Annotated in this window: 13 protein-coding genes; 4 read left to right on the top strand and 9 right to left on the bottom strand. The window is 58.5% G+C overall.

What is annotated here, in order from left to right; translation table 11 throughout:
- Positions 1–141: 141 nt before the first annotated feature.
- Entirely contained in the window at positions 142–1,251 is a 1,110-nt protein-coding gene (locus GA830_RS13960; RefSeq protein WP_195162424.1) for an acyltransferase family protein, read from the top strand.
- A 3-nt stretch (positions 1,252–1,254) separates the two neighbouring features.
- Here the strand turns inward: GA830_RS13960 and GA830_RS13955 are convergent, their stop codons facing one another.
- The 7 genes from GA830_RS13955 to pcsA form a co-directional block, all read right to left on the bottom strand.
- Entirely contained in the window at positions 1,255–1,905 is a 651-nt protein-coding gene (locus tag GA830_RS13955) for a glutathione S-transferase family protein (protein ID WP_195162423.1), read from the bottom strand.
- A 146-nt stretch (positions 1,906–2,051) separates the two neighbouring features.
- Positions 2,052–3,122, bottom strand: a complete 1,071-nt coding sequence (locus tag GA830_RS13950; protein ID WP_195162422.1) for a BMP family ABC transporter substrate-binding protein — start codon at positions 3,120–3,122, stop codon at positions 2,052–2,054.
- 106 nt (positions 3,123–3,228) lie between these two features.
- On the bottom strand, positions 3,229–4,143 hold the full coding sequence (locus GA830_RS13945) for an ABC transporter permease (protein ID WP_195162421.1): 915 nt from the start codon (positions 4,141–4,143) through the stop codon (positions 3,229–3,231).
- Positions 4,136–5,230 (bottom strand): ABC transporter permease, encoded by a 1,095-nt coding sequence (locus GA830_RS13940; protein WP_195164958.1) that lies wholly within the window; start codon positions 5,228–5,230, stop codon positions 4,136–4,138. The genes GA830_RS13945 and GA830_RS13940 overlap by 8 nt, the downstream gene beginning before the upstream one ends.
- The gene (locus GA830_RS13935; protein WP_195162420.1) at positions 5,230–6,849 is read right to left on the bottom strand and encodes an ABC transporter ATP-binding protein; all 1,620 of its coding nucleotides are present in this window, start codon (positions 6,847–6,849) and stop codon (positions 5,230–5,232) included. The genes GA830_RS13940 and GA830_RS13935 overlap by 1 nt, the downstream gene beginning before the upstream one ends.
- 68 nt (positions 6,850–6,917) lie before the next feature.
- The gene (locus GA830_RS13930) at positions 6,918–7,895 is read right to left on the bottom strand and encodes a quinone oxidoreductase family protein (protein ID WP_195162419.1); all 978 of its coding nucleotides are present in this window, start codon (positions 7,893–7,895) and stop codon (positions 6,918–6,920) included.
- Positions 7,896–7,899: 4 nt separating this feature from the next.
- On the bottom strand, positions 7,900–8,685 hold the full coding sequence (pcsA, locus tag GA830_RS13925; protein WP_195162418.1) for a phosphatidylcholine synthase: 786 nt from the start codon (positions 8,683–8,685) through the stop codon (positions 7,900–7,902).
- A gap of 304 nt (positions 8,686–8,989) precedes the next feature.
- Between pcsA and GA830_RS13920 the strand changes: the two genes are divergently transcribed.
- Complete coding sequence (locus GA830_RS13920; RefSeq protein ID WP_258045436.1) at positions 8,990–10,204, top strand: UbiH/UbiF family hydroxylase; 1,215 nt, start codon at positions 8,990–8,992, stop codon at positions 10,202–10,204.
- Here the strand turns inward: GA830_RS13920 and GA830_RS13915 are convergent.
- On the bottom strand, positions 10,181–11,143 hold the full coding sequence (locus GA830_RS13915; protein ID WP_195162416.1) for an AEC family transporter: 963 nt from the start codon (positions 11,141–11,143) through the stop codon (positions 10,181–10,183). The genes GA830_RS13920 and GA830_RS13915 overlap by 24 nt on opposite strands.
- 128 nt (positions 11,144–11,271) lie before the next feature.
- Here GA830_RS13915 and hspQ point away from each other — a divergent pair, with 128 nt between their 5' ends.
- Positions 11,272–11,595 carry a heat shock protein HspQ gene (hspQ, locus tag GA830_RS13910; RefSeq protein ID WP_195164957.1) on the top strand — a complete coding sequence of 108 codons (324 nt, stop codon included), beginning with the start codon at positions 11,272–11,274 and terminating at the stop codon, positions 11,593–11,595.
- Positions 11,596–11,649: 54 nt separating this feature from the next.
- On the opposite strand, the gene GA830_RS13905 is transcribed toward hspQ, so the two are convergent.
- Positions 11,650–12,276 (bottom strand): invasion associated locus B family protein, encoded by a 627-nt coding sequence (locus GA830_RS13905; protein ID WP_195162415.1) that lies wholly within the window; start codon positions 12,274–12,276, stop codon positions 11,650–11,652.
- 235 nt (positions 12,277–12,511) lie between these two features.
- On the opposite strand from GA830_RS13905, the gene GA830_RS13900 reads away from it, so the two are divergent.
- Complete coding sequence (locus GA830_RS13900) at positions 12,512–14,317, top strand: extracellular solute-binding protein (protein WP_195162414.1); 1,806 nt, start codon at positions 12,512–12,514, stop codon at positions 14,315–14,317.
- Positions 14,318–14,325 lie beyond the last annotated feature (8 nt).

Below are 14,325 nucleotides of genomic sequence, written 5' to 3'. Positions count from 1 at the left end.
CACGCTGGATGTGAAAGACAGCTCACAGCTCAGTCGAGATCCGGGCCGACAATTTACCACATTATGAGTTCGCGCTAGCGCGCCACACCGTTTGCCTGCACTTTCCTCAAGGTTACGAAATCGTTAACGGGGAAACTGGAAATGGGTGCAGGACTGGCCTGCGGCGCGCGCACACGTCTGCCCACCCTTGATATCCTGCGGTTGGTCGCGGCGCTGTCGGTGGTGCTTTTCCACTATCTGTTTCGCGGCGCAGCCGGCGAGCCAGCTTTTCTGGAGACCCGATTTCCTGAAATTGAAGGTGCTGCCATTTACGGCTATCTCGGAGTCAACCTGTTCTTCCTGATCAGCGGCTTCGTCATTGCCTGGTCGGCCGAGGGGCGCACCTGGTACGATTTTGCAATAGCCCGCGTCGTGCGGTTGGTTCCGGGCTATTTTGTCTGCGTGACGCTCACTTTCCTGGTGTTGGCGGCGGTCGCATCACCGCTGTTCTCAACCAGCCTTGGCCAGTACGTGGCCAATCTTTCCTTCTTCGCACCGGTTTTCGGACACAGCTTTATGGACGGCGTCTATTGGTCGATCATGCTGGAGCTTATCTTCTATGGCTGGATCACTTTGGCGCTGATCACGGGAGCCTACACGCGTTTAAAACTGGAACTGGTAGTCGGGTGGCTGGCGCTGACTTGTGTCAACGAGTTTGCGATGGAAAGCGGAGCCTTGCGCATTCTCTTCCTGACCGAATTTGCGCCCTGGTTTGCCAGCGGCATGCTGATGCATCATCTTGCCACCAGAGGGCGCTCGACCGAAACACTGCTTCTTCTTTTTGCTGCTTTTGCGATCGGCTGCGCAACCATGCAGGTGGCGCAGGACTGGATGGCAGCCCACTACGGCGTCGCCGTACCTGTAGCCGGGTTGATCGCCGCGAACGTCACCATGTTCTGCCTGATGTTTGGCGCATTGCGGTTTCCCTCGCTCGTGCCGCCATCAGAGTTTGTATTCGCCGCGGGTGCGCTCACCTATCCACTCTATCTGCTGCACCAGAACATTGGCTATCTCGCCATTGACGCGCTTGCGCCAATGGTCGGGCGCTGGCCGGCAGCGGCTGCCACGACTGGCGTCATGCTGATTGGCGCCTTCGGCGTGTGGAGATATGCGGAAAGCCCGATGCAGCGTGCGCTGAAGTTGCTGGCATCGCGCCTTGTCACTGCGTTCCACGGGGCGCGGGCCCACGGACTGGCGGGCAAGGCTATATAGATTTTAGCCGGCTTGCCCTGATCCAAACTGTTTTTGAAAATGGGGCAGCTTGATCGCCATTCCGTAATCGCGCTGGGATGTTGCCTGATAGGCTTCACGGGCGGCCATGCGGTTGGCGTAGTCCCGGAATGCAGGTCTTTCGGGGAGCAGTTTCATCATGTCCATTGTATAAAGAATGGATGAACCCAGATGCGTGTCGGCGGCCGTGAAACGGCTGCCTGCAGCGAACTCGTTTTGTTCAAGATGGCGCTCGACATTGTCGACCATGTCGTCGAACAGCCCGAATGGATAGTCCATGTTCCTATAGACCAGATCATGAGCGCGCGCGCACAAAACCGGGTCGAAGACAGAATCGCAATAGACGTTCCATGTCAGGAATTTGGCCCTGTCAGGGTCGCCGATAGCGGGTGCCAGTCCGGTCTGGGGAAAGGCTTCGGCGAGGTAAATCGTGATAGCCGCACGTTCGGTGATGAGGGAGCCATTGTGATCAATGGCCGGCACCTTCTTGCTGGGCTGGATCTGGCGAAACTGTTCCGGCGCGCCATGATCGCCGTGAATATCCACTTCGACCATTTCATACTCGATCCCAAGCTCGGCAAGAAGCCAGAAGACGCCGAATGAGCGTGAGAACGGAGCGTGATAAAATTTCAACATGGTCTTTCCCCTTGGACGATGCCGCCTTTATAGCAAAGCCCTCCTGACAACCCTGTGTCAGGAAGGGTTCTGTCAGGAAGTGGCGGCAGCGCCAAAAGAAAAAGGGCGCCGCGGCGCCCTTTCCCATTCACAGTTTGCAGCCGAACTTATTGCGGCAGCTTGTCGTCCACGCCTTTGACGTAGAAATTCATGCCAAGAAGCGTGCCGACATCTGCCTTTTCACCATCCTTCAGCCACTCGCTGCCATCCTGCTTGGCAATCGGGCCGGTGAATGGATCGAATTCTCCGGACGTGATCTTGGCCTGCGTTTCCTCGGCCAGCTTCTTCACGTCGTCGGGCATGTTCGTGTACGGCGCCATCACCACATGGCCCTCCTTCATGCCGCCCCAAACATCATGCTGGGTCCAGGTGCCGTCGATCACTGCTTTGACGCGCTCGGTGTAGTAAGGCCCCCAATCGTCTACGATAGACGTGAGCTGTGTTTCAGGACCGAACTTGATCATGTCCGAAGCTTGGCCAAAAGCCTTGATGCCACGCTCGGTCGCGACCTGCATTGGCGCGGTGGAGTCGGTGTGCTGGGTGATGATATCGACACCCTGGTCGATCAGCGCCTTGGCGGCATCGGCTTCCTTTCCAGGATCAAACCAGGTGTTCGCCCAGACGACCTTGACCTTGAAGTCAGCGTTGACCGACTGTGCGCCGAGCACGAAGGCGTTGATGCCCATCACTACTTCGGGGATCGGGAAGGATGCGATGTAGCCCGCAACGCCGGCCTTCGACAGTTTTCCGGCGATGATGCCCTGGATGTAGCGACCTTCGTAGAATTTGGAATTGTAGGAGGCAACATTCGGATGTTCGCGCTTGTAGCCGGTGGCGTGCTCGAACTTCACATCTGGAAACTTGCCGGCAACCTTGTTGGTCGGATCCATATAGCCGAATGAGGTGGTGAAAATGATGTTGCAGCCCGAGCGGGCGAAACGCTCAATTGCACGCTCCGCATCGGCGCCTTCCGGCACGCTTTCGAGATAGGCGGTCTCGACCTGGTCGCCGAGTTCCTTTTTCATTTCCTCAAGGCCCTGATGGTGCTGGTAGGACCAGCCGAAATCGCCGATCGGGCCGACATAGATGAAGCAGGCTTTTGTCGCCGCCTCAGCGGAGACAGCGCCAAACGACAGCACTGCTGCCGCTGTAGCAAAAGAGAGAAGAGTTTTTTTCATTGTGTTCGTCCTCTTGAGGGTGTTGCGGAAATATCTATCCCGTCTGTTGTTGTTTTTATAGGTTTTTTCTTGGTGTCCCGTCCGATTTCCCCGTCTGGATCATACGTTAGCGGTCTGGCACGAAAGGCCGCCCCAGAGAAGCCGGTGTATTGATCATCGTCAAGCGGCGGTTCCGCGATATGAGGACCAGAACGACGATTGTTGCCAGATAGGGAAGTGCGGAGAGCAGTTGCGAGGGTACGCCAATACCGAGCGCCTGCGCATGCAACTGGCCAATGGAAACCGCGCCGAACAGATACGCGCCGGCCAGAACCCGCCAGGGACGCCACGATGCAAACACCACCAGCGCCAGCGCGATCCAGCCACGACCGGCAGTCATGTTCTCAATCCATTGCGGCGTATAGACCAGCGACAGGTAGGCACCGGCAAGGCCGGCACAGGCACCGCCGAACATGACCGCCAGATAGCGGATACCGATGACATTGATACCGAGCGCGTGTGCAGATGTGTGGTTGTCGCCGATGGAGCGCAGCGTCAGCCCGGCGCGTGAGCGGAAAAGGAACCAGGCCACAGCCGCGGTGAGCAGCAGGGACAGATAGAACAGCGGATCCTGACCAAACAGCATTTTGCCGACCAGCGGCAGATCGGTAAGATAGGGAATGTCGATGCTGCTCATTTTGACGCCCGGTTGGCCGACAAAGCCCTCTCCGATCATGCCCGACAGGCCGAGGCCAAGAAGGGTCAGCGCAAGTCCTGTCGCCACCTGGTTGGTGACAAGTGTCAACGTCAGAAAGCCGAAAAGTAGCGAGAACAGGGCCCCGACGACGATTGCTGCGAGCGCCCCCAGCCATGGCGAGCCAGTGGTGAGCGCAACGCCAAACCCGGTGACAGCACCCATGACCATCATGCCCTCGACACCGAGGTTCAGAACGCCGGAGCGCTCGACCACGAGTTCCCCGACGGCGGCAATCAGGAGGGGCGTCGCGGCAGTCGCGATGGTGATCAATATCTGCTCAAACATGATGGGCAACCTCCCCTGCCCTAGCCGTTCGGGCAAGGCGAATGCGGTAGTGGATCAGCGTGTCGCAGGCGAGTACCGAGAACAACAGCATGCCCTGGAAGGCGCGAACCACCTTGTCGGACACGCCGATTGAAATCTGCGCTGCTTCGCCACCAAGATAGGACAACGCCAGCACAAGCCCCGCCGCGACGATGCCAAGCGGATTAAGCCGTCCCAGAAACGCAACGATGATAGCGGCAAAGCCGTAGCCGGGGGAAATGGTGGGGCGCAGCTGCCCGATGGCGCCGGACACTTCCGAGATCCCGGCAAGGCCAGCAAGCGCGCCAGACAAGAGGAAGGCGAAAAAGATCATGCCGGTGCTCGAGAAGCCGGCAAAAGCCCCGGCCCGCGGGCTCTGCCCCAAAACCTTGACCTCAAATCCCTTGAGCGTGCGCGCCAGAATGAACCAGACGACGACTGCAGCCACTAATGCAAAGACAAATCCCCAGTGGGCGCGGCCCGAGGCAGCCATAATTTCAGGCAGCACCGCATATTCGTGAAAATTGCGGGTTTCGGGAAAGTTCATGCCAGCTGGATTGCGCCAGGGGCCGCGCACCAGCCAGTCGAGAAGGAGCTGGGCAACATAGACCAGCATCAGGCTTGTGAGAATTTCGTTGGTGTTGAAACGCGCCTTCAGGAAGGCCGGGATAGCCGCGTAAGCGGCGCCGCCGGCCATGCCCATAATTAGCATCAGCGGCAAGACTGCCCAGTTCTGCAAGTCGGGCACCAGTACCGGCAGGATGGAACCTGTAATCGCGCCGATGGTGAACTGGCCTTCGGCACCGATGTTCCAGTTGTTGGACAGATAACAGACCGATAGCCCGACCGCGATCAGGATCAGCGGCGCGGCTTTGACCGCCAGTTCATGCAGCGACCAAACTTCACGCAGCGGATCGACGAAATAGTAATAGAGCGCGTCGACCGGGTTTTTGCCCAGCAGCGAAAACATGATCGCGCCGGCTATCAGCGTCAGCCCAAGCGCGATGAAGGGCGACAGTGCAGCAAACAGCGCTGATTGTTCGGGACGCTTGACCAATTCGAGCCGCATCATGCCATCTCCCGCACCGGTTCGACATGGCCCGATTCTGCTCCGCCCATCAGCAGGCCGATTTTTTCAAACGTCGCCTCAGCGCGCGGCATAGGCGCCGACAGTGTGCCATTGTGCATGACGGCGATGAGGTCGGAAATCTCGAAGAGTTCATCAAGGTCCTGGCTGATCACCAGCACCGCGGACCCGGCGCGCGCGAGCTCAATCAGCGACTGACGGATGCGCGCGGCAGCGCCGGCATCCACGCCCCATGTCGGTTGATTGACGATCATAACCGAAGGCTGACGATCCAGTTCGCGACCGATGATGAATTTTTGCAAGTTCCCTCCGGAGAGCGCTGCTGCTTCAGGGTCGACCGCACTCTTGCGCACGTCCATCTCTTCGATGATGCGTTGCGCCGCTGCCTTAACTGCGCCAGTGCGGACCGTGCCAGCGGCACCCAGGAAAACTTTGCAGTCGGTCGCGTGACGCGACAGCAAAAGATTGTCCGACAACCTCATGCGCGGAGCCGCACCATGGCCAAGCCGTTCCTCCGGAACAAAAGCTGCTCCCAACAGACGCCGGCCCGTGATTGAGAGCCGCCCCGCATCTTGACCGCGAATGCGTATCGTTGCGGCATCGTCCTGCAGCGCTTCGCCCGAGACTGATTCGAAGAATTCGCCCTGACCGTTGCCGGCAACACCGGCGATGCCGATCACCTCGCCGGCGCGGACGTTGAGCGAGATGTCACGCAGCGGAATGGAAAATGGCGTCGCTGGTTCACGGTCGAGATTTTTGATCTCCAGCAGAGGCTCGGCGGCATCTATATCCGGGGTCGGCGAACGGGTGATGGTGCCGATCTCAGCGCCAACCATCATGCGTGCCAGCGAGGCTGCCGTTTCGTCACGCGGGTTGCAATGGCCCACCACTTTGCCATGTCGCAGCACGGTGGCGCGGTCGCACATACGTTTGACCTCTTCCAGGCGATGCGAAATGTAGAGGATCGATTTGCCTTCGGTGCGCAGCCGCTCCAGCGTCTCGAACAGACGGTCGGCCTCCTGCGGCGTCAACACTGATGTTGGCTCATCGAGGATGATGAGCTCCGGCGTCTGTAGCAGGCAGCGTATAATCTCGATGCGTTGGCGCTCGCCTACTGACAGATCGCCGACATGCGAGAACGGATCAAGCGGCAGACCGTAGGCGTATGAAAGAGCTTTTGCCTTGGCGGCGATGGTGCCGATCGGCGTGCCGTCATTGAGCGAGAGCGCGATATTTTCAGCCGCGGTCAGTGCCTCGAACAGTGAAAAGTGCTGAAATACCATGCCAATGCCCAGCTTCTTGGCGGAATGGGGATTGGCGATGCGGACTGGCTTGCCATTCCAGAGTATTTCGCCCGAATGGGGTTCGAGCGAGCCGAACAGCATTTTGACAAGCGTGGATTTTCCGGCGCCGTTTTCGCCCAACAGGGCATGTATTTCGCCCTTGGCAATTGTCAGGTCGACACTGTCACATGCTCTGAGCGTGCCAAAAATTTTGGTCAGGCCGCGCACCTCAAGCAGGTTTTGTGCTTCTGTCGCAGAACTGGCTTCCACTATGCCCCTCCGGCCCTTTGCGGACCTTATCTGTTCCCTAGCATGCATCGTAGGCGCCTTGACCACAACGCAAAGCGGGAGCCGGCTTGAAAGTGCTTCAAGAAAACCAGCGTAAGCTACGGTATCAGAACCGAGGTGCCGGTGGTCTTGCGGGCTTCGAGATCGGCGTGTGCCTGCGCGACGTTCTTCAGATCAAAACGCTGGTAGATGTCAACGCTCACCACGCCCTTCGCAACGACATCAAACAGCGCCTCGGCCGAAGCAACAAGTGCCTCTCGCTTGGCATTGTAGCTGTAGATGGACGGTCGCGTGGCGTAGAGCGACCCCTTTTGCGACAGGAGGGCCAGATTGAATGGCGGCAATGGCCCAGAGGACTGGCCGAAGCTGACAAACATGCCGAACGGCTTCAGGCAGTCAAGCGATCCCGGAAACGTATCCTTGCCGACAGAATCGTAAACGACATCACACAGGGCGCCACCGGTGATATCTTTGACCGCGCCAACAAAATCATCGTCGCGGTAATTGATCACATGGTCAAAACCATGCGCTTTGGCGATGGCAATTTTTTCAGCCGAACTTGCTGTCCCGATGACCGTGGCCCCCAAATGCTTGGCCCACTGGCCAAGCATCAGGCCCACGCCACCTGCCGCCGCATGGTAGAGAACGGTTTGGCCGGGCGCGACCTTGAAGGTGCGGCGCAGCAAATATTCAGCCGTCATGCCCTTCAGCATCATCGCCGCCGCCTGATCGTCGGCGATGGTGTCCGGTACCCTGACCAGCCGGTCAGCCGCGATGACGCGCTCCGCGCGGTAGGCACCAAGCGGAACGGTGTAGGCCACACGTTCGCCAGGTTTGAGATCGCTCACCCCAGCCCCGATTTCCAGGACCACGCCTGAGCCTTCGCTGCCTAGCACGAGCGGCAGACCATCTGGCACCGGGTAGAGGCCGGAACGGTAGTAGACGTCGAGAAAATTCAGCCCAATGGCCGCGTGCCGGATCAACACTTCGCCTGGCCCGGGATGGCCCGGATCGCGGTCCACGATGGACAGGACGTCGGGTCCGCCATAAGCGGCGACTTCAATCGTGGTGCTCATGGTGTCAGCTCTTTTTCAGTCCAAGGTTCGGGAAAAGCTGCATCACGCCGCCGATGACAAACAGATAGATGCCGGTGATGGTGATACCCACCTTGGTCAAAATACTGACCTGATCGCCCAGGACGCCGATCTGGTTGTAGAAGTTAGCCAGCGCGGCCTGGGCCAGCGCCAGCGCCCCGAAGGCACACCAGAGCAGCGTCATGCCCAAGTTGAGCGGCCGCAGCCGTACCACCCGGACAGGATGCAGGAAGTTGATCGGCAGGAATGTGAGTATGCCCGCGACCACCACCACGGCAAACGACACCCATTCACCCGGTTCGATGACAAACAGCGTGAACACAACCATGTTCCACACTACCGGAAAGCCCTTGAAGAAGTTCTCCTTCGTCTTCATTCCAGTGTCGGCATAATAGATGGCGCTGGATACCACGATGATCGCCGCAGCCACAAAGGACAGGTTCTCGCCCATGAAGCCGCGTTGGTAGAGGGCAAAAGCAGGGATTAGGACGTAGGTGACATAGTCGATGATGTTGTCGAGCAGTTCACCCGACCAGGTTGGAAGAATTTCCTTCACCTCAAGCTTGCGCGCGATTGGTCCGTCGATGCCATCGACAAAAAGCGCCAGACCCAGCCACCAGAACATAGCCGTCCAGCGCTGTTCGCTGGCAGCCACCAGCGAAAGGAACGCCAGGAACGAGCCGGACGCAGTAAGCAGATGCACGGAAAACGCGCGCGCCTGCGGCCAGGTCACTTTCTTTCGGGGAATTCGGGCGGCAAGCGATTTTTTCATCACTGCGTCTCAGCCCGGCACGTGTCCGGTCCTTGTATCACAAGAACACATGATCCCCGATTTGATGCCAATGTCTGCTCCCGCCCCATCGTTTCCGACCCCTGGCCGCCAGAGTAATCGCAGGCCAACGGCCCATACAAGCGATATTGCATCCGGGCGCGGACGGCGAAACCCTCAGGTAACGGTCGTGCACAGGAACGATAACCTTCGAGCCGAGAGAAAACGCCGCGTTGAACAGGCTCTGGCAGACGCCTATAATGGAGGCTTGGCCCACCGTGGCGGGCTATGCGAGGAACGAAATACTTTGGACAGCGCAGAAAATTCGTCAGATATTTTAGTCGCCGGCAGCGGCCCGGTGGGATTGATCGCGGCGCTCAGCCTCGCACGCGCCGGTTTTGCCGTGACGTTGGTCGGCCCCCCGCCAACTACCGATGACCGTCGCACGACGGCTTTGATGATGCCGGCAATCCATTTTCTCGATGAACTCGGTCTGATCGACCCGATCCGTGAAAAAACTGCGCCTTTGCGCGTCATGCGCATCATCGACGCCACGAAGCGGTTAATCCGAAGCCCGGTGGTAACCTTTCGCGCCAGCGAGATTGGCGAGGAAGCCTTTGGCCTCAACATACCAAACAGCGTGTTTGCTGCCGCGCTTGCGGCAGCGGTGCTGGACGAACCAGCCATCGTATGGCGCAAAACATTGGTCGCGCGATGGCAATTGTCTGGTGAGCACGCCACCGCCTTTCTCGAAGACGGGGCTGAACTGGAAGCGAACCTTGTGATTGCGGCTGATGGCCGGTCTTCTCCAGCCCGCAACGCCGCCGGCATTACTATCAGGACGCACAGCTATGAACAGGCGGCTCTCGTACTGACGTTTTCGCACGGCCGCTCCCATGGCGACATTTCGACCGAGTTTCACACCGAAACCGGCCCTTTCACTACCGTTCCGCTGCCCGGTAACCGCTCAAGTCTGGTCTGGGTTGTCACGCCTGACGACGCTGAAAAACTGTCGCGCCTCGACGATGCTGCCCTTGGCGTCCGCGTGGAAGAAAAAATGCAGTCAATGCTGGGGCGGGTGACGGTCGAACCTGGGCGGCAGGTTTATCCCCTGTCAGCGGGCCTACCGGCCCGCTTTGCCCAAAATCGTGTCGCGCTCGTTGGCGAAGCGGCCCATGTTTTCCCACCGATTGGCGCTCAGGGCTTGAACCTTGGTATCCGCGATATTCAGCAACTCGTTGAAGTTGTTATCGACCATAGTGCCGATCCAGGCGCGCAGGCCGCGCTCGACCTTTATAACCGTCGTCGCCGACCGGACATTCTGGCCCGCACCGGTGTGGTCAATCTGCTTAACATGTCGCTGTTGTCCGATTTTCTGCCCGCCCAGATGGCACGCAGCGCCGGGCTAAGCCTGCTCGGCGCGCTAGCGCCAGTGCGTGCGTTGTTCATGCGCGAAGGATTGCGTCCCGGCAGCGGCTTCTCCGGTATATGGTCGGGTCTACGGGAACAGATCCGGCGGTAGCAGCCCGCTCTTGATCATGTAGAGCAGCATGGTCACGCTGCCGACCGACAGTACCGTAGTCAACAGGATGCTGGCCGAAGCGCGCTGCACCCAGACGCCATATTGCTGTGCGATGACAAACACATTGGTGGCCGTCGGCAGCGCTGCCAGAAGCATCGCGGAAAACACCCAGACCGGATCGAAATTGCCAATCAAGCTCAACACCACATAACACAGCGCCGGGTGAACGATCAGTTTCAGCAGAGCAATCGGTGCGAGCTCCTTTGGCACGCGGTTGAGGGGCCGCAGTGCCAAGGTCACGCCCATGGCAAACAGCGCGCAGGGTGCAGCCGCCCTCGCCAGATAATCCAGCAGCCTCTCCAGCGGCAGTGGCGGAGCAAATTCCAGCCAGGCAGCCGCGACCCCGAAGGCCGTAGCGATGATAAACGGGTGCATCGCAATCTTCCTTGCCACGCCGAGCGCCAGTTCGGCCCGCGGTGTCTTTTCCCCGCCCGACAGCGCCATCATCATCGGTGCGATGGCAAAATGCATGATATTTTCAAAGCAGAAGATCAGTGCTACCGGCACAGCCGCTTCCTCGCCAAAGGCAAGCAGAGCAAGGCCCGGCCCCATATAGCCAATGTTACCGTAGGCAGCGGCGAGCCCCTTTACTGTGGCATCCGCTATGGCGTCGCGCTGGAACAGAATGGCGCCAACGAACATCAACGAAAAGACGATATAGGTCGCTAGAACCGAACCGAAGATGAAACTCCCCTCAGTCAGCTTCTCGATTGGGGTCTTCGCCAACAACTGGAAAAACAGCGCCGGCAGCGCCACATAGATGATGAAGACGTTCATCCAGCCCAGTGCTTCCAGCGGCTGGCGGGTTATGCGTGCAACGATATAGCCGAGAAAGATCAACCCGAAAAATGGCAGGACGAGCCCGATGACGTCCGACATGAAGTCCCCATGTTTTAGAGATTTGTACCGGCGCTAGCGCGTAGCCGGCGCATGCGTCAAGCCGCCACAGGATTGAATTGATCAGCCGGCTGCGCCAAATATCGCAAAAGGTTTGAGTTATGAGTGAGATGAAGACAGCAAAATTCAGCATCGGCCAGGTGGTGCGCCACCGACTGTTCCCGTTTCGTGGTGTCATTTTCGACGTTGACCCGCAATTTGCGAATACTGATGAATGGTATGAGGCCATCCCTGCCGCGGTGAGGCCGCGCAAGGACCAGCCATTTTATCATTTGCTGGCCGAGAACGAGGACACCGAGTACATCGCCTACGTTTCAGAGCAGAACCTGCTCGAAGACGAAAGCGGGACACCCATGCGGCATCCGCAGCTTGGCGACCTGTTTGATCGAACCGCCGATGGAAACTACGCGCCCAAAAGCCAGGCCCGCCACTGACGGATAGCAAAACGGGGCCACAAGGCCCCGCTTTCAATGGTTATGACCACAGGGTTAGTTGCCGGCTTTCGCCTTATCCTGCTCTTCCTTGAGCTTCTTGGCAAAGTCGTCATTGTTCTTGGCAACGAAATCCTGAAGCGCCTTCTGGCGGTCCTCAATATCAGACTGCTGCAGTGCTGGGCCGTCAAAGGCACCGGTGAAGCCTTTTAGCGAGACCTTGACCGGGTTCGGCTGGTTCTGGAAATTGACCGAAGTCAGCGTCAGTTCCTGGCCCTTCTTGAAGCTCGCCACCATCTGGTCCGAAAGGGCTGCCTCGGCAACGCAACGGTCTGGCAGACAGATCACGTAGTCAAGCTTCTGTGCCTTGCCGCCATCAATCTGCAGGCCAATTCCGGGAGGAACCAGACGGCCGGACGGGACCGATACCTGGAACACCTTGCGATTCACCTTGCCCTTGAGTTCGATCAGGCTGACGCCGGTGATCATCTGACCGGTGCTGGCCATTGAAATGTTCTGCACATTACAGATGTCGACATCAGCCTGCTTTGAACAGGCCTTGAACCAGCCTTCCGGTACTTTCTGCTGCTGCTGTGCGGTGGCGGGCGACAGGGTTGCCGCGATCAGCCCGAACACGCCGACTGCGATAGCCGAAAGTTGAGCTTTTGGTTTCAGGCTGGTCATAGTCGAGAAATCCTCTCAAAGAATTCACAGGCGGCACAAAGGGCCGGTTGGCCGCTCTTGTTGCTAAATTAAGGCAACAGAATGACTCTCGCCGGCGTGTTACACTGCATGAGGCCGCGAATCCAGCGGCAAAAGCGCAGGAAACGCCTTGTCTATGCCTTGTGAGGTTCAACGCCATTCTTCCATGCTACGTTCCGCTCGAATCATGACCCCTCGGCCCTATGGAGGCTTGACCATGCGCCGTACTCTGGCTGCTCTTTGCATCGGAACTTTTGCTCTCGGGGCGGCTGCTTTGACAGCCCAGGCCGAGCCGCGACACGCCATCGCCATGCAGGGCGAACCGGCATTGCCAGCGGATTTTGACAACTTCCCTTATGTGAATCCCGATGCACCCAAGGGCGGCACCGTCAATTATACTTGGCTTGGCACTTTTGACAGCATTAACCCGTTCATCATCCAGGGCAGCGGCGCGCGCGGCTCCATCGATGCCGATTTCGGCAATAATGTTTTTGACAGCTTGATGCAGCGCTCGCGTGACGAGGCGTTCACGCTCTACCCGCTGATCGCCAAAACTGTGGAGACCGATGAGGCACGGAGCTTCGTCGAGTTCACTTTGGATGAACGCGCGACATTTTCGGACGGCAAGCCGATCACGCCCGACGATGTGATCTTCACCTTCGAGCTTTTGCGCGACAAGGGCTATCCGCGGTATGGCGTCATGGCCAAAAAGATCGACCGTGTCGAAAAGGTCGGAGAGCGCGGCGTGCGATTTACCTTCGTCAAGCCCGACCGCGAACTGCCGCTGTTGCTCGGCCTGCTGTCTGTCCTTCCAAAACATGCCATCGACGCGGATAGTTTCGATAAGTCGACCCTGACGCCGATTATCGGCAGTGGCCCTTATAGGCTGACCAACGTCAAACCTGGCGACAGCCTGACTTTTACCCGCAATCCTGATTACTGGGCGAAGGACATCCCTTCCAAGCGCGGCTACGACAATTACGACGAAATCCGCATGACCTATTACCGTGATGAGAACGCGATGTTCGAGGCCTTCAAGAAGGGCCTGATCGACGTTCTGATTGAGGAAAACAGTGGCCGCTGGGCAAATGATTACGGGTTTCCAGCCGTGACCAGCGGCGATGTCGTCAGGGAAACGCTGAAGACGCGTCTGCCGTCCGGTATGTTTGGCTTTGTGATGAACACCCGGCGCCCGCCCTTTGACGATGTGAAGCTGCGGCGCGCCCTGACCGGGCTGTTTGATTTTGAATGGGCCAACCGCAATCTTTTATCCAGCGCCTATACCCGCACCAAAAGCTTTTACGACAATTCCGACCTTTCCACTCATGGCAGGCCGGCAAGCGCCGGCGAGCGCGCATTTTTAGCGCAATATCGCGATGCCGTGACTCCTGAAATCATGGAGCAAGGCTGGCAGCCGCCGACCTCTGACGGCACAGGCCGCGATCGGGCGTTCCTGAAAGCCGGCTTTGACGCGCTGAAAGAGGCGGGCTACACGATCAAGGATGGCAAGATGATCGGTAAGAGTGGCACCCAACTCGGCTTCGAAATCCTCCTTAAATCCCGTGAAAACGAGCAGCTTGCCATTGCCTGGCAGCAGACGCTGCAACGGGTTGGTATCGCCGTCACCATTCGTTCGGTCGATGCGGCGCAATACCAGCAACGCCTGACTGGCTATGATTTCGACATCATCACCATGCGCTATCTGTCTTCGCTCTCGCCCGGAATAGAGCAGACGACGCGCTGGGGATCTGCCACACGCGATGCACCCGGCACCTACAACTATGCCGGTGTTGCCGATCCAGCACTGGATGCAGCGCTTAACCAGCTTGTCACCGCGACGGACCGAACCGCGTTTGAGGATGCCGTGCGCGCCTCCGACCGGATTCTTTTGAGTGGCGCTTACGTCGTGCCGTTCTATTTTAAACCCGAGCAATGGGTACCGCATTGGAAGCGTCTGGCGCGGCCCGAAACGGTGCCGCTTTATGGCGCGACCTTGCCTAGCTGGTGGCAAACACCCAACTGAGGGGTCAG

It is taken from the genome of Mesorhizobium sp. NBSH29, from assembly GCF_015500055.1.
Classification (GTDB): Bacteria; Pseudomonadota; Alphaproteobacteria; order Rhizobiales; family Rhizobiaceae; genus Neomesorhizobium.
This window is presented reverse-complemented; position numbering and strand designations above follow the sequence as displayed.